At 45.0% G+C, this 23523-nt stretch carries 20 protein-coding genes and 1 pseudogene; 12 read left to right on the top strand and 9 right to left on the bottom strand.

Features of this window, described 5'->3' with window-relative positions:
• Positions 1-89: 89 nt before the first annotated feature.
• On the bottom strand, positions 90-1166 hold the full coding sequence (gene queG, locus F905_RS03860) for a tRNA epoxyqueuosine(34) reductase QueG (RefSeq protein ID WP_005177394.1): 1077 nt from the start codon (positions 1164-1166) through the stop codon (positions 90-92).
• 41 nt (positions 1167-1207) lie between these two features.
• On the opposite strand from queG, the gene F905_RS03865 reads away from it, so the two are divergent.
• Positions 1208-2665 carry a bifunctional ADP-dependent NAD(P)H-hydrate dehydratase/NAD(P)H-hydrate epimerase gene (locus F905_RS03865; protein ID WP_005177396.1) on the top strand — a complete coding sequence of 486 codons (1458 nt, stop codon included), beginning with the start codon at positions 1208-1210 and terminating at the stop codon, positions 2663-2665.
• 3 nt (positions 2666-2668) lie between these two features.
• The gene (locus F905_RS03870) at positions 2669-2944 is read left to right on the top strand and encodes an acylphosphatase (RefSeq protein ID WP_005177399.1); all 276 of its coding nucleotides are present in this window, start codon (positions 2669-2671) and stop codon (positions 2942-2944) included.
• A 52-nt stretch (positions 2945-2996) separates the two neighbouring features.
• Here the strand turns inward: F905_RS03870 and ruvC are convergent, their stop codons facing one another.
• Positions 2997-3542 carry a crossover junction endodeoxyribonuclease RuvC gene (gene ruvC / locus F905_RS03875; RefSeq protein WP_005177410.1) on the bottom strand — a complete coding sequence of 182 codons (546 nt, stop codon included), beginning with the start codon at positions 3540-3542 and terminating at the stop codon, positions 2997-2999.
• Positions 3543-4024: 482 nt separating this feature from the next.
• Between ruvC and F905_RS03880 the strand changes: the two are divergent.
• Together F905_RS03880 and F905_RS03885 are read left to right on the top strand one after the other, a co-directional pair.
• Positions 4025-4599 (top strand): annotated as a pseudogene (locus tag F905_RS03880) (FxsA family protein).
• 116 nt (positions 4600-4715) lie between these two features.
• Positions 4716-5351 carry a LysE family transporter gene (locus F905_RS03885; RefSeq protein WP_005177415.1) on the top strand — a complete coding sequence of 212 codons (636 nt, stop codon included), beginning with the start codon at positions 4716-4718 and terminating at the stop codon, positions 5349-5351.
• Here F905_RS03885 and F905_RS03890 read toward each other — a convergent pair.
• Complete coding sequence (locus F905_RS03890) at positions 5298-5528, bottom strand: hypothetical protein (protein WP_005177416.1); 231 nt, start codon at positions 5526-5528, stop codon at positions 5298-5300. The two genes, F905_RS03885 and F905_RS03890, sit on opposite strands and share 54 nt — an antisense overlap.
• Positions 5529-5847: 319 nt before the next feature.
• Here F905_RS03890 and F905_RS03895 point away from each other — a divergent pair, with 319 nt between their 5' ends.
• Positions 5848-6084, top strand: coding sequence for a hypothetical protein (locus F905_RS03895; RefSeq protein ID WP_370459256.1), 237 nt, complete (start codon positions 5848-5850; stop codon positions 6082-6084).
• Between the two features lie 24 nt (positions 6085-6108).
• Here the strand turns inward: F905_RS03895 and F905_RS03900 are convergent, their stop codons facing one another.
• On the bottom strand, positions 6109-6444 hold the full coding sequence (locus F905_RS03900) for a monooxygenase (protein WP_005177420.1): 336 nt from the start codon (positions 6442-6444) through the stop codon (positions 6109-6111).
• Positions 6445-6580: 136 nt separating this feature from the next.
• A complete protein-coding gene (gene metK, locus F905_RS03905) occupies positions 6581-7747 on the bottom strand; it encodes a methionine adenosyltransferase (RefSeq protein WP_005177421.1) in 1167 nt (388 codons plus the stop codon).
• Between the two features lie 642 nt (positions 7748-8389).
• Here metK and tkt point away from each other — a divergent pair.
• From tkt to F905_RS03920, 3 genes are all read left to right on the top strand, one after another.
• Positions 8390-10378: a transketolase gene (tkt, locus tag F905_RS03910; RefSeq protein WP_005177422.1), complete on the top strand. Its 1989-nt coding sequence runs from the start codon at positions 8390-8392 to the stop codon at positions 10376-10378.
• 87 nt (positions 10379-10465) lie between these two features.
• A complete protein-coding gene (locus F905_RS03915) occupies positions 10466-10915 on the top strand; it encodes a GNAT family N-acetyltransferase (protein ID WP_005177423.1) in 450 nt (149 codons plus the stop codon).
• A 112-nt stretch (positions 10916-11027) separates the two neighbouring features.
• A complete protein-coding gene (locus tag F905_RS03920; RefSeq protein ID WP_005177424.1) occupies positions 11028-11612 on the top strand; it encodes a YceI family protein in 585 nt (194 codons plus the stop codon).
• A gap of 85 nt (positions 11613-11697) precedes the next feature.
• Here the strand turns inward: F905_RS03920 and F905_RS03925 are convergent, their stop codons facing one another.
• Positions 11698-12408, bottom strand: coding sequence for a glutamine amidotransferase (locus F905_RS03925; RefSeq protein WP_005177425.1), 711 nt, complete (start codon positions 12406-12408; stop codon positions 11698-11700).
• Positions 12409-12645: 237 nt separating this feature from the next.
• A complete protein-coding gene (locus tag F905_RS03930) occupies positions 12646-14157 on the bottom strand; it encodes an acetaldehyde dehydrogenase ExaC (protein WP_005177426.1) in 1512 nt (503 codons plus the stop codon).
• A 242-nt stretch (positions 14158-14399) separates the two neighbouring features.
• On the opposite strand from F905_RS03930, the gene F905_RS03935 reads away from it, so the two are divergent.
• On the top strand, positions 14400-15581 hold the full coding sequence (locus tag F905_RS03935) for a sigma-54-dependent transcriptional regulator family protein (protein WP_005177427.1): 1182 nt from the start codon (positions 14400-14402) through the stop codon (positions 15579-15581).
• A 57-nt stretch (positions 15582-15638) separates the two neighbouring features.
• Here F905_RS03935 and F905_RS03940 read toward each other — a convergent pair whose 3' ends face one another.
• Together F905_RS03940 and mdh are read right to left on the bottom strand one after the other, a co-directional pair.
• A complete protein-coding gene (locus tag F905_RS03940; RefSeq protein WP_005177429.1) occupies positions 15639-16634 on the bottom strand; it encodes an alpha/beta hydrolase in 996 nt (331 codons plus the stop codon).
• 248 nt (positions 16635-16882) lie between these two features.
• Positions 16883-18055 (bottom strand): iron-dependent methanol dehydrogenase, encoded by a 1173-nt coding sequence (mdh, locus tag F905_RS03945; protein WP_005177432.1) that lies wholly within the window; start codon positions 18053-18055, stop codon positions 16883-16885.
• A 454-nt stretch (positions 18056-18509) separates the two neighbouring features.
• On the opposite strand from mdh, the gene F905_RS03950 reads away from it, so the two are divergent.
• The 3 genes from F905_RS03950 to F905_RS03960 all read left to right on the top strand — a co-directional run bounded on the left by F905_RS03950 (position 18510) and on the right by F905_RS03960 (position 23505).
• A complete protein-coding gene (locus F905_RS03950; protein WP_005177433.1) occupies positions 18510-20528 on the top strand; it encodes a hypothetical protein in 2019 nt (672 codons plus the stop codon).
• A gap of 87 nt (positions 20529-20615) precedes the next feature.
• Complete coding sequence (locus F905_RS03955; RefSeq protein ID WP_005177435.1) at positions 20616-22331, top strand: AAA family ATPase; 1716 nt, start codon at positions 20616-20618, stop codon at positions 22329-22331.
• 253 nt (positions 22332-22584) lie between these two features.
• Positions 22585-23505: a LysR family transcriptional regulator gene (locus tag F905_RS03960; RefSeq protein WP_005177438.1), complete on the top strand. Its 921-nt coding sequence runs from the start codon at positions 22585-22587 to the stop codon at positions 23503-23505.
• Positions 23506-23523: the final 18 nt, after the last annotated feature.

Genomic DNA, 23523 nt, shown 5'->3' on the forward strand with positions numbered 1-23523 from the left:
TGTTGGATTCCTCTATTGAGCCACAATTCAGTACCACGCGCTGTAGGGCTTGTGTGGGGATCTGTGAGCTCAGGTAAAGAAATGAAAAATTATGCAGATTTGGTCAACTGCTCCTGAATGGCCCAGTCAATATGCACATTCACCACCTCATCATGCGGCGTTTTGGCCTGTTGTAGCTGGGCAATAATATCTGCGGAATAAGGCGCATTGCCCAGACCAATCGCAATATTGCGTTTAAAACTCTGATAACCGGTCCGTCTGAGTGGACTGCCTTCGGTGCAGGCCAGGAAGGTGGCTTCATCCCATTGCCAGAGTTCCAGCAGGCTCATCCGGTCTAGCCCATGACGCGGGGCAAAATCATCCAGCGGAGTCAGCTGGGCAAAACTGTTCCAGGGGCAAATTAACTGGCAGTCATCACAGCCAAAAACCCGGTTGCCAATCGGTCGGCGCAAATCTTCTGGAATAATGCCTTTATATTCAATGGTTAAATAGGCAATACATTTGCCCGCATCCAGCACATAGGGTTCCACAATGGCTTTGGTCGGGCAGATGTCGATACAGGCACTACAGGAACCGCAGTGCGCCGTGGCCGGTTCATCAAACGGCAACTCAAGCGAGCTAAACAGCTCACCTAATACAAAGAACGAACCGGATTTTTTATGAATCAGCAGGGTGTGTTTACCGGTCCAACCCATGCCGGCACTTTCGGCCAGCGATTTTTCAAAGATCGGGGCTGAATCGGCAAAAGGGCGCGATTCAAAATCACCGATTTTGTCCCGAATTCGGCTGGCCAGAGTTTTAAGACGACCACGCATGACTTTATGATAATCACGGCCGCGGGCATAACGCGCAATAATGGCGCTATTGGGTGCATCTGGGACTTGTCTTGGCGCAGGCCGATCGACCAGATAATTCATGCGCACACAAATAATGCTTTTGGTGCCCGGCACCAGTAAAGCCGGGTTGGCACGTTTCTCCAGATTTTCGCCCAGAAAATGCATATCTGCCTGATAACCTTGCGCTAAATAGGCTTCCAAACGGGGTAATTCTGCTTGAGCATCGGGCCGGGCAATGACACAATCAGCAAAGCCCAGTGCTAAAGCCTGCGCTTTAATCCATGCTTTTAACTGGACGGGATCGAGTTGATTGACCGGAATATTTTGCATGGCAGGTGATGAGTTCATAATGACAAAACAAGGGAAAAACAATGCATCCACAAGTTTATCATAGCCGTGATATTCAAGCATGGGAGCAGCGCTGGTTTGCTCGGCAAAACTCGTCTTATGGCCTGATGCAGCAGGTGGCCTGGTCGATTGCCCAGCGCGTCGTTCCCGTTTTACAGCAGCACGACTATCAATCTGTCGCCGTTTGCTGCGGGCAGGGCAATAATGCCGGGGATGGCTATCTACTGGCCAAATATTTACAGCAGGCCGGTTTTCAGGTGCATATTTATGCGGCTGAACTCGGACCCTCGCCTGATTTGCAGCAGGCTGAACGCGAGGCCCAAGCGGCTGGCCTAGATATTCAATCCGGTTTTCGGTTTCAACAGGCTTATGAGGTCTATGTTGATGCGCTGTTTGGGATTGGCCTGAATCGTGAACTGAGCGTTGAGTGGCAACAGATTATTCATCAGATGAATCAGCAGCGCGGCTTGAAAGTCGCAATTGATATTCCAAGTGGCCTGGATGCCAATTGTGGTCAGCCTTTACCTTGCGCAATTCAGGCCGATTTGACCTATAGCGTATTGGGTTTAAAAGCCGGACTCTTTACCGGTAAGGGCAAAGCCTACGCTGGACAGGTGGAGCTGATTGCCGCCATTCCTCCCGATGCCGAATTACACGCCATCGCCCAGCTGGCACCCACCCAGATTCAGTTGCCGCCACGTCAGGCTTTTGGTCATAAAGGCAGTTATGGGCATGTGCTGGTGGTCGGCGGTCATGCCGATATGGGCGGCGCGGTAATAATGGCGGCGGAAGCGGCGTTTGCGGCTGGCTGTGGCAAAGTAACCGTGGTCTGTGATGCCAAACATCATACCGCCATTTTAAGTCGCGCTCCGAATATCATGCTGCGTGATATTAACAGCTTGCAGGATGATGCCATTGAACAGCTGCTACAGCAGGTCGATGCCATCTGTTTTGGTATGGGACTTGGACGTGATGACTGGGCGGCTTGTCAATATGCGATGTGGTTGCCGAAACTGTTACAGGCTGAACTGGAACGGGTACTCGATGCCGATGCCTTATGGTTTCTGGCCGCACATCCGCAGCAGTTACCTGAAGGTAGTTATTTAACGCCACATCCGGGTGAGGCAGCGAAACTTTTAGGCCTAACGACAATGGAAGTTGAGCAGAACCGCTTACAGGCTATTCAGGAATTACAGGCTCGTTATGGCGGCCAGTGGGTGCTTAAAGGCGCGGGCAGCCTGATTCTGGAAGATCAGCTCTGGCTATGTACTGCCGGCAATGCCGGAATGGGCACAGGTGGCATGGGCGATGTCCTGTCCGGCATGATCGCCAGTTTAAAAGCGCAATATCATACTGAACTCAGTTTACATGAGATTGTCACTTTACATGCGCAAGCTGGAGATGTACTGGCGGAATCCGGTATGCGCGGACTTCAGGCACAGCAGATGAATCAGGCCATTTATCAGGTCGTGAACAGGTGAGAGATGCAAGCACTTAAAATTATTATTCAGGGAAATGTGCAGGGCGTGGGGTATCGCCGCTGGTTTGAACAGCAGGCGCAAGAACTGCAGCTAACCGGCTATGTCAAAAATCTGGACAATGGTGATGTCGAAGCAGAAATTATTGGCGAGGAAATGCAGATTCAGGAAATTCTGAAACGCAGTCTGGTTGGACCATTGCGGGCACAGGTCACTAAAATTGAGCGCATCCCGTTTGATCCGGCAGAACGTGAATACACCCATTTCCAGATGATCCGTTAAGTAGAAACTCCCGATTTGGACATCCCCTCACCGGGATCAAGATGGCTTCCAGTTAGCGCCGTCTGCTGCTAGAACGGCTACGGCCGCGCGCCATACCACCCAGGGCATTCAGTAGCGCCATTTTGCTCATACTGCCGGAGGCGTGGGCATGGCAGATGGCAGCGGCCAGCGCATCAGCTGCATCAGCTTGCGGTTTAATGCTTAAATTTAACAGCTTCATCACCATCATCTGCACCTGTTCTTTATCGGCTGCCCCATAGCCGACCACAGACTGCTTGATTTGGCGGGCGGTATATTCCGCCACCTGTAAATCCAGATTGGTCAGTGCGGCAATGGCAGCACCACGCGCTTGCCCCAGTTTCAGTGCCGAGTCCGGGTTTTGCGCCATAAAAACCTGTTCAACTGCGGCCTCAGTCGGGCCATGAAATTTTACAATCCGGTCAATACCACCAAAAATACGTTTCAGGCGTTCAGGCATTTCCGTGGTTTCGGTCCGAATGGTGCCGGCATCTACAAAACGCAATTTTGAGCCATCACGCTCAATAATGCCGTAACCGGTAAGCCGGGAACCGGGATCGATACCAATAATCAGTGACATGCCAAGCCTTAAAAAATTACATCAAAATGAATTATATGATTTTACAGCGGTATTGTGTGAGGGAATTTGCAGCAACCGGTGCGGATACTCAAGACTATCAACAATGCTTCAAACTCGCTGGAGCTGCTATTAAAAATAGCAGGGACAATATATAGGTTATCTTGGTAAAAAAGGCTGCATCTTCATTTTGGCTTAAGTTTCGGGGTTTATACTGTACATCTACAGTCAAAAGCCGTGCAGTACAGTGGCCGCGGCAGTGTTTATCGGGCTGTGGCTGCTGCTCGTGTATGCGGCTTATGTTTATTTTTATCGTGCTACAGCATAAAGCTCAGGTCTGTCATTGAAAATATTAATGACAGGCCTGCACTTTAAAAATAGAATAATGCCCATATTGTTACATAAGCGTGTCAAAAAAAGCTTGATGCTGATTAAGCAGTTGATGCCTGCACTCTATTTATTTTGTTGAGATTAGATTAATTTTCATGAAATTATTTCTTATTATTCTGGCTGGTTTAATTCTGGAAGTATTCGTCTGGATCGGCGTGGGTGACCTGGTCGGTAGCATGTGGTACGTGTTCTTCTGGTTTATTGCCGCCTTCTTTATTGGTATGAATCTGATCCGTAAGTATTCTGCGGGCATCATGCCACAAATGCAGCAGATGCAGATGGGACAAATGAGTGCAGATCCGGCATTAAGCAATAACTTGCCTAAAATCTTTGCAGGTTTCCTGCTGTTGATTCCAGGTCTGATCACCGATGTGCTGGCTGTGCTGATTATGATTCCGGGCGTACAAAATGCCTTTAAAGCGGCCATGATGAAAGCGATGATGAAACGTCAGCAAGCCATGATGAACCAGATGATGGGTGGCATGATGGGCGATATGAATGGCATGGGTGGTGGTGCACAAGGCCAGAATCCGTTCGCCGATCTGATGCGTCAGATGCAGGACATGCAAAACCAGCAGGCGGGCCGCGACTCGACTATTATTGATGGTGAAGCGCGCGAAGTGACGCCAGAAGCAAAAAAATTGAAATGAAAGATGTGAATAAACACTAAGCCATCTTTATTTGAAAAACCGGATCTGCAAGGATTCGGTTTTTTTATGCTTGCAGTGCTCGTATATTTTTGAACGGGCGATATAATAAATGACTTTTTAAGCTTCTCCCTGTGTTATGTCCTTACTGTTGACCATTTGTGCCTTACATTTTGTGGCACAGCTTAGTCCCGGCCCCGATATTATTCTGATTGCCAAAAGCTCGGCATCGACCACACGTCGCAATACCATTCATATTATTGCCGGAATTTCATTGGGCATTGTGCTGTGGGTGGTTTTAACCCTGCTGGGCTTTACCGTTCTGGTCGAGCAGTTTCCATGGATTCAGCAGGTATTGATGCTGATAGGCGGTTTGTTTCTGGCGAAAATGGGCTGGGCCATGCTCAGTGGCGGACTACGCAGTTTAAAACAGTCTAGTGCACTGGAGGATGTGCAGGCACAGAGCTCTGCACAGAAAAACTATTTTTTACTGGGCCTGTTCACCAATTTATCTAATCCTAAAACCCTGATTTATTTTAGCAGTGTATTTTCATTGGCGCTCAGTTCATCGGCCAGTGATTATTTAAAAGCACAGCTGGCAGTGATTATTCCGCTGCAAACCTTCCTGACCTTTGTGTTGCTGATGCTGTTATTGTCACAGCCGAAAATTAAGGCAGTGTACCAGCGTTCAGGCAGTTATATTGATATTTTATCGGGCGCCTTATTCCTGATTTTTGCCCTGTGGCTGGGCTATGACGCCATCGGTATGTTCTGATTCAGAATCTGGTTGATCCTGTTCACTAACCAAAGCAGAAACAGCCGTTTCTGCTTTTTTATGGGCAGATGAATAACGGTTTGGTGCCAGAGTGGTTTCGGTATTTTCAGAGCCATGAAAACGGCGGCTGCGGTTGGCGCGTTCGCGTAATCCGCCTTTTTTGATCAATTGTACCATCTTCATCCTCCTGTATTTCAGTCCGCTAGTTTAAACAAAAGAGCAGCCGGATGCATCTGACTTAAGAGTAGTCCGATAAAATTATTGGCAGAGAATACGGTGTTAAAGCAGCAGCTTAAGTGTCTGAAAGCGTGCATAAAAAGATAAATAAAGTCAACAAAAGCAGGCAGGGTTTACTTAAGCTTACATAGACTCACCAGTAATAGAGCTTGCTATGCTACACAGGCTCACATAAGATAAAACAATATTACAAAAAGCGTTTTTCGCATGATGTAAAAATAAAAACAAGAATTACAGTAAATTAGGAGAACTGCCTATGCTGTACCATCAATACCATTGCTCATGTTGCAATCAAGTGGTGGCGTCAACAGAAAAAGAATGTCCAAATTGCGGTTCACACAATATTCGTAGTCCTTATGGTTTCTGGATGTTCTGTATTTTAAGTTGTCTGGCCTTTGCGGTTATTTTTAAAGTCGTGCATGTCTATTTGCAGGACCATCAGGAAACCCCGACACAGCCGACTTTATTGGAAGTCTTAAAACAGGAATCCAGCTAACTGGATTCCTTGAATCTGATGAGCTTAACTCAACTTTCGTTTAGCGGGATGCGCCAGAAAAGCGGCCTGATTCAGCACCGACAGTTCAGTATTAATGTCAAAAATTTTCCCGTGAATCTTGTCGATGCCAAAACTTTGCAGACGCGCCGTGTGCATCTGTAAATATTGTTCTGCATGATGCTTTGTATCAAACAGGTAAATCCCGCCAGCCTGCTGGGTGTCACTATTTTCGGTCCAGATTTTCCAGATGAGACCTGGTTCCTGGTTAATACTGGCTGCCAGCTCGCGATAGGCCGTGGCCATTTCTGCGCCAAAAGGGCCATTTGAAGGGAAATCAACCTGAAGAATTACTGCCATCATGTTCATCCTGTTTTAAATGTTCCATCTTATTGTAAACAGTTTATGTTTTTATAAAATGATATTTCTGCCCAGAATTGCGATAAAGCAGACAATAAAAGACCCATCACGTGGATGGGTCTTTTAATATCTTCAGAGCTTAAAGGCCAGCAGCGGCTTTTAAGATATCGACTTTGTCGGTTTTTTCCCAGGTAAAGGCAGTGTCTGAACCTTCGCGGCCAAAGTGACCGTAGGCAGCAGTCTGCTTGTACATTGGTTGTAACAGGTCCAGCATACGGGTAATGCCGTATGGACGCAGGTCAAAGTGTTCACGAACTAGCTGAACAATCAGTTCATCAGCCACTTTACCGGTGTTAAAGGTGTTAATTGAAATTGAAGTTGGCTCCGCCACACCAATTGCATAAGACACCTGAATTTCACATTTGTCTGCCAGGCCAGCAGCGACAATATTTTTCGCCACATAACGACCGGCATAAGCAGCAGAGCGGTCTACTTTCGATGGGTCTTTACCAGAGAAGGCACCACCACCATGACGCGCCATACCACCGTAGGTATCTACAATAATTTTACGGCCAGTCAGACCACAGTCACCCACTGGGCCACCAATCACAAACATCCCGGTCGGGTTGATGTGGAATTTGGTGTCAGCATGGAACATGTCAGCTGGGATGATCTTTTTCACGATTTCTTCAATCACGGCTTCTTTCAGCTGTGCTTGACTGATTTCAGGATCATGCTGGGTTGACAGTACCACCGCATCTAAACGTACCGGTTTGCCATTTTCATAGGCAAAAGTCACCTGGCTTTTCGCATCTGGACGTAACCAAGGCAGGGCACCGCTACGACGCAGTTCAGCCTGTTTTTCCATTAAGCGATGCGCATAAGAAATTGGCGCAGGCATCAGCACATCCGTTTCACGGCTGGCATAACCAAACATCAAGCCCTGGTCGCCAGCACCCTGATCTTCAGGTTTTTGACGGTCTACACCTTGAGCAATTTCTGGTGACTGTTTACCAATCATGTTAATCACGGCACAGGTTGAACCATCGAAGCCGAGGTCAGAATGATGATAGCCAATACCATTTACGGTTTGACGTACAATCGCTTCAAAGTCCACATTGGCTGTGGTTGTGATTTCACCCGCAAGTACGACCGCACCGGTTTTTACAAGCGTTTCACAAGCAACCCGCGCATATGGGTCTTCTTTTAAGATTGCATCCAAAATGGCATCACTGATTTGGTCAGCCATTTTATCTGGATGGCCTTCGCTTACAGATTCCGAGGTAAATACAGCGTACTCGCGCATAAGTCCTATCACAGTTATTTCAAAAGACGCAATATGTTACATCGAGTTAGACTTTAGGACTAGCTCAATACGACCAAATTGGCTGAATTTATTTCAATTCAATGACTTTTTATCTGATATAGGCATTTAAAAAACTGATATAAAATCCAAAACGGTATAGATTCATCATCCGGATAAACTTGAGTTTTAATTCAATAAATCACTATTTTAAAAGCGGCTGTATTCTTATAATTTATATTAGGAATCAACCAATTATCTTGTTTTTAGAGTTTTGGGGAAATGCTGTCTGTCATCTTTTGGTCGTCATCATGCTCTAAAATGAAGTCTGTTACTGTTGAGCAGGATTGTGCAGTTTTGAATTAAATTGAATGAATTTCACAATGAGCGCTTTTTTGTATAAAAAACCATCCAAAAAGGTCAGTTATGTAACGGGGAAATCCGGATGAGCTACCCGGTTATTCGCCAGAACTTCAATTTTCTCATGCCTCTAGCCAGGAATTGTACGAAAATGCGCAGGCAAACGAATAAATACCGAAAAATTACCGCTGAGGCTTTACCCCATACGCTTTTTTTAAGACAATAGAAGTGTTTTGAATTCCTATTCATCTTCCTTTATTAAACGATTTATTTGGACTCTGACCTATGACGACCCCGCTTAATGAACGTCGTATTGCAAACGCAATTCGTGTATTGGCTATGGATGCCGTGCAAAAAGCAAATTCCGGACATCCAGGTGCGCCGATGGGGATGGCAGACATCGCTGACGTGGTGTGGCGTGAATTTTTAAATCATAACCCGACAAACCCGCAATGGGCTAACCGCGACCGTTTTGTTTTATCCAATGGTCATGGTTCTATGCTGCATTATGCGCTGTTACATTTAACCGGTTATGATCTTTCAATTGAAGATTTAAAAGCATTCCGTCAACTACACTCTAAAACACCAGGTCACCCGGAATACGGCTATGCACCAGGGGTTGAAACCACCACTGGTCCACTTGGTCAGGGTATTGCCAATGCGGTTGGTTTTGCTCTGGCTGAAAAGACACTGGCAGCGCAGTTCAATAAAGATGATATGCAAGTGGTTGACCATTACACCTACTGTTTCCTGGGTGATGGCTGCCTGATGGAAGGTATTTCTCACGAAGTATGTTCACTGGCCGGTACTTTAGGTCTGGGTAAACTGGTGGTTTACTATGATGACAACGGTATTTCAATTGATGGTGAAGTTGAAGGCTGGTTCTCTGATGACACTGAACAGCGCTTCCTGTCTTATGGCTGGCAAGTACTGAAAGTTGATGGTCATGATGCAGATGCTATTCGTGAAGCAACTGTGGCTGCCAAAGCTGAAACCGCTAAACCAACCATTATTATCTGTAAAACCATTATCGGTTTAGGTTCACCAAACAAACAGGGTAAAGAAGATTGCCACGGTGCACCGCTGGGTAATGATGAAATCGTGTTAACCCGCGAAGCGCTGGGCTGGACCGATGAAGCGTTTGTAATTCCTGAAGATGTGTATGCTGCTTGGGATGCGAAAACCAAAGGTGCTGAAACTGAAGCTGCCTGGAATGCTACTTTTGCTGCCTATGCAGCAAAATATCCTGCAGAAGCGGCTGAATTAAAACGCCGTTTAAGCGGTGAATTACCAGCAGAATTCCTGGCACAGGCCGATGCCTATATTGCTGAAGTGAACGCGAAAGCAGAAACCATTGCGACCCGTAAAGCCAGCCAGAATACGCTACAGGCTTTTGGTCCATTATTACCTGAATTATTGGGTGGTTCTGCGGACCTGGCTGGTTCAAACCTGACGCTTTGGAAAGGTTGCCAGGGCGTACAAGACAATGCCGCAGGTAACTATGTACACTACGGCGTACGTGAATTTGGTATGACCGCGATTGCCAACGGTGTGGCGCTGCACGGCGGTTTCATTCCTTATGTAGCAACATTCTTAATGTTCATGGAATATGCGCGTAATGCCGTGCGTATGTCGGCGTTAATGAAGCAACGCGTAATTCATGTTTATACCCATGATTCGATCGGTCTGGGTGAAGATGGTCCTACGCACCAGCCAATTGAGCAGATTGCATCGTTACGTGGTACGCCAAACCTGAACACATGGCGTCCATGTGACACGGTTGAAGCTGCGATTTCCTGGAAATCTGCTTTAAGCCGTGCGGAAGGTCCATCTGCGTTAATCTTCTCTCGTCAAAACCTGCCATTCCAGGCGCGTACTCAAGCGCAAATTGAAAACGCGGCCAAAGGTGGTTATGTGCTGGCTGAAGAAAAAGGGGAATTGAAAGCAATCATCATTGCGACTGGTTCTGAAGTGGCCTTGGCGATGGAAGCACATGCACAGCTTGAAGGTGTACGTGTAGTATCTATGCCATGTGCTGAAGAATTCATGCAGCAAGATGCGGCGTATCGTGAAGCGGTTCTGCCATCGAATATCCGTGCCCGTGTTGCAGTTGAAGCAGCGCATGTCGATTACTGGTGGAAATTTGTGGGTCTGGACGGCCGCGTGATTGGTATGACCACTTACGGCGAATCTGCACCAGCCAAAGATTTGTTCCAGCACTTTGGTATTACCACGGAAGCAGTAGTTGCTGCGGTGAAAGAACTGACGGCTTAATCGCTCAGAAATTTCAAAAAAGACGCTCCGAATGGGGCGTTTTTTTATGCTAGTTTAAAAGGCTGAATGATATAAAAGAAGACCCACATGACAGCAATCAGTATTGTGCCTTTGGCACAGACCAGTCAGCCGCAATGGCAAGCACTTTGGGTCGGTTATCAGGCCTTTTATCAAACCAAGTTATCAGATGAACTGAGTGCCCATACCTGGCAGCGTCTGACATCAGCCGAGTCTGCGCATATGTATGGTTTTGCAGCCCTGCTTGAACAGCAGATGGTCGGCTTTGTACATGTGATTGAACATGACAGCTGCTGGACATTCAAGCCTTATGCCTATTTGCAGGATTTATTTACCCACCCCGATTATCGCGGGCAGGGTGTGGCCAGATTACTGATTGAACAGGTCTATATGGAAGCCAAAAAACGCCAGTGCGACCGGGTTTACTGGCTGACACAAGAAGCCAATCAAACTGCACAAATATTGTATGATAAAGTGGCACACAAGACCGGATTTATTCAATATAAACAAAGTCTGTAACGGCATCCATGCGTTAATCGTTTCATTGCTGCAACAGAACGTTTTATCTGTAGCAATGAACTCTAACAAGAAATCTATACACTAATAAGCATTCAAAAAGCGAGATAAAAGCATGAACTTTAAAGCACTTGTACTTGGTTTGGCGGTCACTTCAGTAGCAACAGCTGCGTTGGCAAAACCAGTGGCGTATCAAATTGACCCGACCCATACGGCAACTGTATTTAGCTGGGATCACTTCGGTTTCTCTACGCCATCAGGTAACTTCTCTAACATTCAAGGTACCATTAATGTTGATGAGAAACAGCCAGAAAAATCATCTGTCAACGTGACTATTCCATTAAACAGCCTGAACACCAACGTCAAAGCGCTGGATGAGCACTTAATGGCAGCAGACTGGTTTGATGCAGCAAAATATCCAACTATTACTTTCAAAAGTACCAAAGTTGAAACTCAGGACAAAAAGAACTTTAAAATCACAGGTGATTTAACTGTGAAAGGTGTAACGAAACCTGTAGTTCTGGATGCGGTACTGAACAAACAAGGTCCACATCCAATGACCAAAGCGGCAACTGTTGGTTTTAATGCCACCACGTCATTTGACCGTTCAGCATTTGGTATCGCCGGTTTTGTACCAAATGTAGGTGATAAAATTACTGTAAACATCACCACTGAAGCTTCTGTTGCTGCGAAAAAATAATCGCAAGAACAGCACAAAAAGCACCCGCTTCAGGGTGCTTTTTTTATGACGATGATAAATGTAAGGACAATTTAAAGCTTTCCGGTCAGCTTTGAGATTTTAAGCCGGCTAGAAACTGACCAAGAACCGTCGCGCTAACCTGTTGCAGTTGCGGCGCGTATTGCTGATGAGCGGCGCGTAAGGTGGGAATATCAATCTGGGCCTGACGTAATTCACAGGTATGGCCAATCAGCCATTTTTCTAAACTGTCTGCTGCAACTTCAGCATGAAACTGTAGTGCCAGAATATGTGGTCCGACCCGGAATGCCTGATTCGGATACAGGTCGGAGCTGGCCAGTAATTCAGCCTGTGCTGGTAAATCAAAAGTATCGCCGTGCCAATGCAAGACCGGTGTATCGGCTAATGCTGCCAGTGGATGATGGACGGCATCTGCCAGACTGAGCGTACTCCAGCCAATTTCTTTGGTATGGCCGGCATAGACTTTGGCACCCAAGGCATAAGCAATGAGCTGTGCACCCAAACAAATACCAATAGTTGGTAAATTCTTTTCTAAACGTACTTTTAGTAAGTCTATTTCTTGTTGTAAGAAAGGATAGTCTGTGATTTCATAAACGCCAATTGGGCCACCCAAAATAATCACTAATCCTTCATGTGCAAACGCCTTTTCTAGATTTTCCACACCAGCTTCAAAATACCGTACCCGTAAACCTTGTTCATACAGGACATCTTCCCACGCGCCGAGGTCTTCAAATGCAAGATGTTGAATGGCATAGACAGTGTCGGGTAAATCGAACATGGCAGATACTTCAGGCTGAAAGGGAGATTTAATGTAACGTGAAATAATCCTGAACTAAAGTGTAATACTTTAATAAAGGATAGACTTTTAACTTGATCTTCCGGTTTATAACACGCTGAAAGAGCGTGCTGCGAAAGTCATAGCATTTTATGTCGCAATAAAAACGCCCGATGCAAATACATCGGGCGCAGGTTGAAACGGTAACTTCAACGCTGTTGGAATTCTAAAGACGAGTCTTTAGAAGAAGCCCGCAGGTTTAGTTGAATAGCTCACCAACAAGTTTTTGGTTTGTTGATAATGTTCTAACATCATCTTGTGGTTTTCACGGCCAATACCTGACTTTTTATAACCACCGAAGGCAGCGTGTGCAGGATAAATGTGATAACAGTTGGTCCAGACACGACCTGCCTGAATTGCACGGCCTGCACGGTAAGAGGTATGCGCAGAACGTGACCAAACCCCAGCACCTAAACCGTAAATGGTATCGTTAGCGATTTTAATGGCTTCATCGAAGTCTTTAAATGTAGTGACTGAAAGCACAGGGCCGAAAATTTCTTCTTGGAAAATTTTCATATCATTGGTGCCTTTGAAAATGGTCGGTTCAATATAGAAACCGCTACCCACTTCCTGACGTTCACCACCACCTGTCAAAACTTGTGCACCTTCGGCACGGCCTGTTGCGATACAACCCAAGATTTTATCTTGTTGTTCTTGTGAAGCCTGCGCACCAATCATGGTTTCAGTGTCTAATGGGTGACCTGTTTTAATGCGCTTAACACGTTCAATGGCTTTTTCCAAGAAACGGTCAGCAATACTTTCCTGTACTAGCGCACGTGATGGACAGGTACAGATTTCACCCTGATTTAGCGCAAACATAGCAAAACCTTCAAGAGCTTTATCTAAGTAGTCATCATCTTGCGCCATAATATCTTCAAAGAAAATATTTGGAGATTTACCACCAAGTTCCAAGGTCACTGGAATAATATTTTCAGTGGCATATTGCATGATCAACTGACCAACTTGCGTTGAACCTGTGAATGCAATTTTGGCAATACGTGGATTTGTCGCCAATGGACGTCCAACTTCTACACCATAACCATTGACTACGTTTAATACGCCTGCAGGCAATAAATCTTGAATGAGTTCAACCAAAACTAAAATACTGGCAGGCGTTTGTTCTGCAGGTTTAAGCACAATACAGTTACCCGCAGCCAATGCAGGTGCAAGTTTCCATGTCGCCATTAAAATAGGGAAGTTCCATGGAATAATTTGTCCAACCACACCCAATGGCTCGTGGAAGTGGTAGGCAATGGTATCTTCATCAATTTCAGAAATTCCACCTTCCTGCGCACGGATACAGCCTGCAAAGTAGCGGAAATGGTCAATCGCTAAGGGAATATCGGCTGCTAATGTTTCACGTACAGGTTTACCATTATCCCATGTTTCTGCCACTGCCAATAATTCTAGATTTTGTTCTAAACGATCTGCAATTTTTAACAAAATATTAGAACGTGTCGTTGGAGATGAACTGTTCCATTGTGCTTTGGCTTTATGGGCTGCATCTAAAGCCAGTTCAATGTCTTCTGCCGATGAGCGTGGGACTTTGGTAAATACTTTGCCGTCCACAGGAGATATATTTTCAAAGTATTCGCCTTTTACAGGGGCGACCCACTCGCCACCAATAAAGTTTTCGTATTGTGCTTTAAATTGAACTTTTGAACCGGGTTGATTGGGATCTACATAACGCATAATTCTCTTCCTTTGATGGTTTTTATAATCTGCGGTCTATTTACCGTTTACAATAATCCTGTGTTTAAATCAGGTTAAATTTACGGCTAAGGTATAAGGTACTTTAGTACGTTATTTGTTTAGCATACCAATATAAGGTTGGAAAAAGGTTGGAAAGTTGCAGGTTTACAAGCAGCGAACAAATCCTTACAAAAGTAAGCAGTACAATGGATGTAATGCCCACAGGATTGTGAGAGTCAATAATGATGAAAAAACAAGACCTATTGGAAAAAAGGGTGCATATTGAACAGTTTAGACAAAGTAGCAGTTTATCGCCGCTGCATGCGCAGCAAATTCAGCAGAGTATTTTAAAATCTTGGCAACGCTCTCAAATTGCTGAAATTCCTGTTGATCGGTTGGCAGCCCCGTTAAATTATAGTCTAACGCATACACATGGTGGTTCGGCCTTACAACGTGCTGTGCAAAACTGTGCAGAAGATTTAAGACATATCGCACAGCAGTCCGACATGGTGGCAGCCGTGGGCGATGTGGGCAGTACAATTATTTGGACGGCAGCGAGCGCGCAAATGCGTAATGTGGCGGAACAGGTGCATTTTGTAGAAGGCGGGCAGTGGCGTGAAGAGTTGGTGGGTACCAATGCTTTGGCTTTGTCACTTAAAACTCAGCAAGCAAGTTGTGTGTTTTCCAGTGAACACTTTATGTCATCATTACATGACTGGGTTTGTTATGCAGCGCCTATTTTAGACCCTTATTCCAAACAAGTATTGGGTGTAATTGATTTATCGACTACTTGGAAAAACCATAACAGTTTGGGGATGTTGGCAGCAGAACGCTGTGCTTCTTTGATTCAAAATGCACTGCTTGATCAGCAAAAACAGCAGCTTTATATTCGCGCGTTTCGCGTGCCACAGGTGTTATTTAATGGCAAAGTGGTGGTGATGACACCGCGTCAAATTGAAATATTGGTGATTTTAGCACTTTGTCCACAAGGCATGAGTTTAGATACTTTACACCAAGCTCTATATGGTGAGCGTAAAGTCAGTATGGGCACGCTTAAAGCTGAGATGTCTCAATTACGTGATATTCTAGGCGGGATGCTTGGTTCGCGTCCTTACCGAATTTTGGCGCATATAGAAGCCGATTTTTTACAAGCTGAGCAGGCTTTAGATGCTGGTTATGTGCAGTCTGCCTTACAAACGTGTGCAGGAGTATTTTTGGCGAAAACTGAAAGTCCATTTTTATGTGCATGGCGAGATTGCTTAGAATCTCGCCTGAGTGATGCCATTTTTAATGCACAAGATACCGATGTATTGCTAAAACATTTGGCACGCAGCCCTGAAGCGATTGACGCAGTGGAGCGTTTAATTGAATTGATGCCCAAGGGGCATCCTGCACATCAAATTTTATTAAAATACACAGCTTAAGGGATGCATCAAGTCATTTAGCCGTTAATTCACTTCCTTTAGTTCAAGTTTTTAGTTTTATAGCCCCTTGCGGTTTAACCAGTCAAACAAGGACTGATACACTTCCGCACGGACTTCGGGCGCAGAAAGTACCAAATCATGCACGCCATTTTCAATTTGGCAAAGCACAATATCACCATGCATGTGATGCCCATATTTTTGCATATCTGCAACATTTAAAATTACGTCAGTGCGTTGCGCAATCTCATTCCATTGGCGTGGATAACTACTTTGACTCGAATGCATAATTAAGGTTGGTACACCCAAATGTACGCTGGCATGAATTTCCTTTTGTGCTTCATGAATTGCACGTACAAAACTTAATCGCACTTTAGGATAGCGCGGTTTTTTCCATTCCAAATTAAATAACCATTCACCATGATATTGCTTGTGTAGACTTGGTACATAAAATGGATTAAGGCGGCTTGGAAATTTCATTTCTGGCAGTAATTTGCCTAATTGGCTTAAACGAGGAATGCCGACTTTTTTCTCAATTTCGCTCATATTGAAATCATAAAAAGGGCTGTTACACCATAAACCACGAATCAGTGGATGATTGGGATGATGTGCTACATATAACGTGGTGATTAATCCACCTGTTGAATGTCCCGCCAAAATCACCGAGTCATGTTCTTCTGTGGCAATTTGCTCAAGTGCAGCGGAAATTTCTGCATCATATTCAGACAAGCTGCGCACATTGTACCAATGTTGATGTGACAAATGCGAACGCCCGTATTTACGCAAATCCAACGCATAAAAGTCATAACCGCGCTGATTAAACTGGTCTGCCATTTCTGTTTGAAAAAAATAGTCAATAAAACCATGAATATAAAGTACGGCTTTACGGGTTTTCTGTTCGGCTTTTTTGCGTACCAAGGTAGCAATCACTTTGCCTTCATAATCCGAAGGAAAATCCAGCGTCATTTGTTGGTAATCGGCACTCAAAATATCGGGTTGATAGCTTGGTGTTGTTTTTTGTTTTTTACCTAACAGCATAAGGTGTTCGTCATCCATTTTATTTTGACTATATCCTTGATGAGTGGTGCGCATTTGTCAAATTGAATTATGCAGACTCTCTGCATCTACATCGCTTTAGTTTTATGCAGCGAGATCATTTTGTTCTGAACAGCAAAAAAAAGCAGAACGCATCTGAGGTGGTTCTGCCAAAGGGAAGGATAAAAATAAAACAGCAACAGAGGAAATTTGAGAAAAACGATGGGAGATGCTGAGCAAATCGTGATTCACTCAGCAGGAGATTCAAATTACATCGCGGCTTTAAAAATTTCGACCACTTGTGCATGATTGGCTTTACGTGGGTTGGTGAGCATGCAGGCATCTTTTTGTGCATTTTCAGCCATAATCGCCAAGTCATCTTCTTTAACGCCTAACTCAGCTAAACCTGTTGGAATACCAATCGAGCTAGATAGTTCACGAATTGCATCAATTGCGGCATAGGCAGCTTCTGTGATGGTTAATCCATCAGTATTGACTCCCATCAATTCTGCAATATCGGCATAACGCTCAGGGCAGGCAATCAGGTTAAACTCGCAAACATGCGGCAATAAAATTGCATTACAAACGCCGTGCGGCAAGTTGTAGAAACCGCCAAGTTGATGCGCCATGGCATGCACATAGCCTAGAGAGGCATTGTTGAATGCCATACCTGCCAAATATTGCGCATAGCTCATGGCATCACGTGCTTCAATATTTTCACCATTTGCCACAGCAGGGCTAAGCCACTGGCTAATCATACGAATGGCTTTTTCTGCACAGGCATCGGTAATAGGATTGGCTGCAGTTGAAACGTAGGCTTCTACAGCATGGGTTAAGGCATCCATGCCCGTTGCTGCGGTTAAACCTGCAGGTTTGGCAATCATGAGTTTTGGATCATCAATGGCGATGAGTGGTGTACAGCGCCAATCGACAATTGCCATTTTAACGTGCGTGTCTGTATTGGTAATAATACAGAAACGGGTCATTTCCGAAGCTGTACCTGCAGTGGTGTTAATGGCAATCAGTGGGGTCATTGGCACAGTACTTTTATCAATGCCTTCATAATCACGAATATGCCCACCACCTGCGGTCACTAAGCCAATGCCTTTGGCACAGTCGTGGGAAGAACCACCACCTAAGGACACAATGAAGTCGCAGTGATTGGCATTGTAGGCATCAACACCGTTATGCACGTTAATATCGGTCGGATTTGGCTCTGCACCAGCAAAGATATGGCTGGCAACGCCTGCTTCGGTGAGGTAGCCTGCAATGGTATCGGCAACGCCAAATTTAAACAGTCCTTCATCAGTCACAATTAGGGCTTTTTTGGCGCCTAAATTTTGTGCTCTTACGCCAATTTCTTTGGCACAACCAGGGCCGAAGAGTGACACACAAGGAATATAAAAACCGTTGGTTTGATCTGCAATATTTTTAAAAGCCATGCTCAGATTCCTTCTTGCATTGGATATTGGAATAATGTGTTGTTATCGCGGTGTTGAACCGTAATTTGAGTATCCATTGCTTTGTTGTGAAATCCTACCTACCAAATACCAACCCTAGTTGCTGATCAAAGAGTGTAAAATAATCACTTGAAAATTATGGATTTTTAATTTGTTTTATTATCTGAAGTAGTGCGCAGTCTATAGGCAAGAGCACAAATCTTGTTTATAGTATTTTTTGTATCTCTAATTTTAAGGTGTGAATACAGCACACACATATTTAAAGTGTAATTCAATTAATAAGTGGTTTAAGCTAGATTGAAGAATTGTCCACTTTTTGCGGATGGGAAATAAAAAACAAAAAATAGGGATGTATCACGTGATGGGTCTATTCGGTGTAATCAAATAAAAATAAGATGACACTTAGATAGACCGCACTTAAGCATGAGGAGCGTATATGCAGCCAAGTCGCCAGCATAGCCAGTTGCATGCCGTTGCACAGCAATTGGTTCGTATTTCCAGTGTGGCCGCAGAAATCTATCAAGATCAAATGGATCTGGTTGGGCATTTTACAGCACAAAATATGTTTCGAATTGATCCTTTGCAGCATCGGGTCGAATTGTTGAATGGTCTGTTTAGCCTTGAATTTTATTCGCCAAAATCGCATACAAATTTAATAGAAACCCACTTTGAATTTGCGGGGCAACAGCAAGAAGCGTTTGAAGATTTTTTCTTACATGATCTGCATTTTTTGACAGGGGATTTAAAACCGCAGCATTCCTTATTTTTGCGTAAGCAGGCGCAGCAATTGCGGCAATTGATTCTGCAGCAAGTTTATCTTTGGGTAGATGGTGCAGCACGGGTTAAGCAATTGTTGTTGCATTTAGATGCTATGCAGGCACAAATTTTAGATCAGGCATTAATGCAGGTAGACGATCAGTATCAACCAGTATTGACCAAATTTGTGCAGCAAGGGCAGCCGATTCCTGAAGATGTTTTAACTGCTTTATCGACACTATGCGCTTTGGAATTTGTAGAGGGTGAAACCTTTTTGCCAGTGCAAGCACTGATGCTAAGTTATGATGATTTTTGTTTTAGTGCAGCAGAATTTCTGCCTAAAGCCATGTATCGTATTTTAAGTATCTCATTTCCAGAGCGATTTAATTTACAGGATTTAATCGATCATCAGGACGATATTCGGCTGTTGTATCGACACGCGGTAGAGCAGAGTCATTTATTAGGCTTTGTCCGGATTATGAACCGCGCGGTCTGGGCCGAAGATAATATTCTGGCCAAACGGCATTTTCTGGAAAAAAATACCCGCATCTGGCAGACCAAAGTTGCGCGCTTGCCACTGTTTGATTATCCACGTGCAGTCAACTGGCTGTTTCGGCAATCGAAACTGGTGCTGGACTGGCTCAGTGACAATATTCATCATTCCAGTGTCCGCGTGGCGGTGGTGGCGCTAAGTTTTGTCGATTGCAGCCAGATTCATCCACGCATTATTCTGGCAACTTTGCAATATTTTCAATACTCAGCCGCGCGTATGTTTATTCAAAGCTGTGATCATTTTGCGCTGCAACATCAGTGGTTTGAGCATCAGCATAATTCCCGGGTAGTGCAAAAAGGTCAGCGCCAGTCGCTGGAAGACCCGCGCATTAGCATCAGCCCGTCTATTTTGTATTTAGATGAATGGATGAATTTGCTGGCGATTGTTGCGGCACAGGATGAACTGCAGGTGAAACAGGTTTATGCACGTTTAAGCCGGGTGATGCAGGCCTATATGCTGCATCTGCATAAGGTCACGGCAGAACTGCCGGCTGAATTAATGCAGTTTATTCATCCGGAGAGTCAGCAATCGCGTGACTTTATGCACTGTTTACGCCGTCATCAGTTGACGCTGGAGCAATTCCGGCAGCTGTTTTATTTAAAGGCCGGGCCGGTGCGTGAATCGGTGTTTGATGCTTATGTGCGCGATTATCTGGTCGATTATTTTAATGAAAAAAATTACACCCCGAAAAATGTCAGCTGGAGCAGTATTTTTCAGCGTGCGGTGCGCTGGCATCATGAAGTACATAAAGCCGAAATTCTGGCTAAGCTGAAAAAACAGTTAAACGTCAGCCACTGGCCGCCCGTATCGCTACAAGGCAGAACCCAGTATCTGGGCTGGTGCTTTGAGGAACTGAACAGTCTGGACCGGATTATTCAGGAGTCGCGCAGTTTTCATCATTGTCTGGCGGTGAGTTATAGCCAGAAAATTATTGAAGGCGAATATGTGGCTTTTCATATGTCATCGCCGTGTTATCGCCAGTCCTTAACGCTGGGTTGTCATCTGCTCGATGGACAGCTGCGCTTTGATCAGCTGGAATATCCGAACAATCATAAAGCCGAACAGTTGCTGGTCAATATTGCGGAACAGTTTATTCAATGGCTGAACAGCCGCTTAAAACAGGACCCATCTGCCGGAACTTTATGACAAGTGATGTCGCCAGATGTGGTTTTTGCCTTAACTTTTTGCTGAAAAATGGGTAGGCTATAGCCGTTCATCTACGGTATAGGTCTTATGAAACAGGAAACTGCACTCAAACTCTTAAAAGCGGGCGAAAATGTATTTTTAACAGGCTCGGCCGGTGCAGGGAAAACCTATACGCTCAATCAGTACATCAACTATTTAAAAGCACGTAAAGTGCCGGTGGCGATTACGGCCTCGACTGGAATTGCCGCCACACATATGAATGGTATGACCATTCACACCTGGGCCGGCATTGGTATTAAAGATGTCTTGTCTGATGCCGACCTGAAAAATATGAAAGAGCGCAAATACCTGAAAGAACATCTGGAAAATGCGCAGGTCTTGATTATTGACGAAATTTCGATGCTGCATGCCAAGCAGTTGAATCTGGTCAATCAGGTGCTGAAATATTTTAAGGAAAGCGATGAAGCCTTTGGTGGTATTCAGGTGATTGTCGCTGGTGATTTCTTCCAGTTGCCGCCAGTGGGCAGAAATGATGAACGTAATCGCGATAAATTCTGCTTTATGTCGGAGGCCTGGGTCGAGGCCAAATTCCGGGTCTGCTATTTGACCGAACAGCATCGTCAGGGCAATGACTTTTTAAATGATATTCTCAATGCGATTCGTCGTCAGAATATTGGCCCGCAGCATCTGCAGGCGCTGCAAAATACCCGCCAGCAGGATATTGGCGACACCTTTACCCGTTTGTATACCCACAATATGGATGTCGATACCATTAACTTTAAGCATTTAAATGAAATTGATGCTGAAAGTCGCCAGTTCGATGCCAGCTGTGATGGGAATGACAAACTGATAGAAACCTTAAAATCTTCGGTACGTGCGCCTGAAACCTTGACCCTGAAAAAACATGCCAAAGTGATGTTTGTTAAAAACAACTTTGATATGGGTTATATCAACGGCAGTCTGGGCGAGGTGATTGGCTTTGAAGAAGATGATGAATATGGCTGCCTGCCGAAAGTCAAATTAACCGATGGCACGGTGCTGCTGGTCGAACCGGAAACCTGGTCGATTGACAATGAAGCCGGAAAAACCATTGCCAGTTTCCAGCAAATTCCGTTGCGTCTGGCCTGGGCAATTACCATTCATAAATCACAAGGCATGACTTTAGAAGCGGCAGAAATTAACCTGAGCCATACCTTTGAAAAAGGTCAGGGCTATGTGGCACTGTCACGTTTAAAAACTCTAGATGGCCTGCGTTTATTGGGTTTTAACGAGCAGGCACTGGAGCTGGACAGTCTGGCAATTAAAGCCGATCGCCGTTTTCAGGAACTGTCAGATGAAGCAGAACAGAATTTCGCCGAGATTGACCTGACCGCACAGCATAAAGCCTTTATTCGGCATTGTGGCGGTACCTTGAATGAAGTTGAAATTGAACGCAATGAACGGAAAATCGCACGCAGTGGCGGCAAGCAGAATTATGCCTCGGCAACGCTGGATGAAACCCGGGCCTTGTTTGAGGAAGGTTATGAGATTGAAGATATTGCCCATGAACGCGGCCTGACTCCAGCGACGATTATTAACCATCTGGCGCGTTTGCATAAGGAACAGGGACTAGATATTTCGGTGGCGCATCCGGGTGAGGAAGTGGTGGAGCAAATCCGCAAAATTTATAAACGCCTGCAAAAACGTCAGCAAAGTGATCATTTTAATGATGATGGCACGATCAAGCTGCGTCCGATTGTCGAGCTGACCAGCCCGCGGATGGGCTATGATCAGGTGCGTCTGGCCTTGTTATATGTAGAATAAACTTTGCATCCTCCCATCATCAAAGAGCATCTTAAAGATGCTCTTTTTTATGCTTATTCGGTATTTAGGCGTATTTCAAATTCAACTTCATCTTGCTTAAAAACAGCGCCATCTCTTAAAAGCTGCCTTATTTAGAATAATGAAACCAACTCATGGAATTTATGCTAAGATGAATTTAATTCATATTTTTATTTTTAGGGCGACATTGCATTCAGCGCAGTGCATCTCCTGATTTTGAGATACTTCATTTCCCATGCTTGAAATTCGTCATTTAAAAACCTTATTGGCCTTACGCGAACATGGTTCACTGGTGGCCGCGGCCAATGATTTATGCCTGACCCCATCTGCCATTTCCCATCAGTTGAAAGAGCTGGATCACTGGTATGGGGTGGAAGTGGTCAATCGTCGCTCGCGTCCGGTGACGTTTTCCAATGTGGGGCAGCGTTTGCTGAAACTGGCAGATGATATTTTGCCGCAGATCCAGATTGCCCAAACCGATATTACCCGGATTGTGCATGGGCAAACCGGCCGGATTATTTTTTCTTCGGAATGTCATAGCTGTTTTGACTGGCTGATGCCGCTGTTAAATCAGTACCGCCAGCAATATCCCGATGTTGATTTGGATTTTGCTTCTGGCTTTGAAGCCAATCCGCATGAATTATTACAACATGCCGAATTTGATTTGCTGATTACCGCCGACCCGATTGCCTTAAAAGGCATCGAGTATTTCCCGATTTTTGAATATGAGTCGCGTCTGGTGCTGTCCAATACCCATCCATTGGTACGTGCTGCGGACATTTCGGTGCAGGACCTGGCCGAAGAAACTTTAATTACCTATCCGGTGGATAAACACCGCCTGGATATTATGGCCAAGCTGTTTATTCCGGCCAATATTTATCCGAAAGCGATACGCACCACAGATTTAACCCAGATGTTAATCCAGCTGGTGGCCAGCGGTCGGGGTGTGGCGGCCTTACCGGATTGGGTGGTAAATGAATATGAACAAAAAGGCTGGGTCACTTCACGCCGTCTGCATTGTGTTTCGGCAGAAGGGCTACGCCGTACGCTGTATGCCGGTTATCGCAGTGAAGAAAAAGAAAAAAGCTATTTTGAAGGCTTCCTGAAACAGCTGGAAAAATTTTCGCAAAAGCGCAGTCATTACTATGCACAATAACATCTGCACAAATAGTGT

Source organism: Acinetobacter sp. CIP 53.82 (assembly GCF_000369465.1).
GTDB lineage: Bacteria > Pseudomonadota > Gammaproteobacteria > Pseudomonadales > Moraxellaceae > Acinetobacter > Acinetobacter indicus.

Bases quoted from the DNA above. Each gene is read 5' to 3' on its own strand.
- F905_RS03940 (WP_005177429.1), bottom strand. From the start codon at position 16,634: ATGGATGACGAACACCTTATGCTGTTAGGTAAAAAACAAAAAACAACA.
- F905_RS03890 (WP_005177416.1), bottom strand. From the start codon at position 5,528: ATGGTACAATTGATCAAAAAAGGCGGATTACGCGAACGCGCCAACCGC.
- F905_RS03955 (WP_005177435.1), top strand. From the start codon at position 20,616: ATGAAACAGGAAACTGCACTCAAACTCTTAAAAGCGGGCGAAAATGTA.
- mdh (WP_005177432.1), bottom strand. From the start codon at position 18,055: ATGGCTTTTAAAAATATTGCAGATCAAACCAACGGTTTTTATATTCCT.
- F905_RS03925 (WP_005177425.1), bottom strand. From the start codon at position 12,408: ATGTTCGATTTACCCGACACTGTCTATGCCATTCAACATCTTGCATTT.
- metK (WP_005177421.1), bottom strand. From the start codon at position 7,747: ATGCGCGAGTACGCTGTATTTACCTCGGAATCTGTAAGCGAAGGCCAT.
- F905_RS03865 (WP_005177396.1), top strand. From the start codon at position 1,208: ATGCATCCACAAGTTTATCATAGCCGTGATATTCAAGCATGGGAGCAG.
- F905_RS03920 (WP_005177424.1), top strand. From the start codon at position 11,028: ATGAACTTTAAAGCACTTGTACTTGGTTTGGCGGTCACTTCAGTAGCA.
- F905_RS03915 (WP_005177423.1), top strand. From the start codon at position 10,466: ATGACAGCAATCAGTATTGTGCCTTTGGCACAGACCAGTCAGCCGCAA.
- tkt (WP_005177422.1), top strand. From the start codon at position 8,390: ATGACGACCCCGCTTAATGAACGTCGTATTGCAAACGCAATTCGTGTA.
- F905_RS03930 (WP_005177426.1), bottom strand. From the start codon at position 14,157: ATGCGTTATGTAGATCCCAATCAACCCGGTTCAAAAGTTCAATTTAAA.
- F905_RS03900 (WP_005177420.1), bottom strand. From the start codon at position 6,444: ATGATGGCAGTAATTCTTCAGGTTGATTTCCCTTCAAATGGCCCTTTT.
- F905_RS03935 (WP_005177427.1), top strand. From the start codon at position 14,400: ATGATGAAAAAACAAGACCTATTGGAAAAAAGGGTGCATATTGAACAG.
- F905_RS03870 (WP_005177399.1), top strand. From the start codon at position 2,669: ATGCAAGCACTTAAAATTATTATTCAGGGAAATGTGCAGGGCGTGGGG.
- F905_RS03885 (WP_005177415.1), top strand. From the start codon at position 4,716: ATGTCCTTACTGTTGACCATTTGTGCCTTACATTTTGTGGCACAGCTT.
- ruvC (WP_005177410.1), bottom strand. From the start codon at position 3,542: ATGTCACTGATTATTGGTATCGATCCCGGTTCCCGGCTTACCGGTTAC.
- F905_RS03950 (WP_005177433.1), top strand. From the start codon at position 18,510: ATGCAGCCAAGTCGCCAGCATAGCCAGTTGCATGCCGTTGCACAGCAA.
- queG (WP_005177394.1), bottom strand. From the start codon at position 1,166: ATGCAAAATATTCCGGTCAATCAACTCGATCCCGTCCAGTTAAAAGCA.
- F905_RS03960 (WP_005177438.1), top strand. From the start codon at position 22,585: ATGCTTGAAATTCGTCATTTAAAAACCTTATTGGCCTTACGCGAACAT.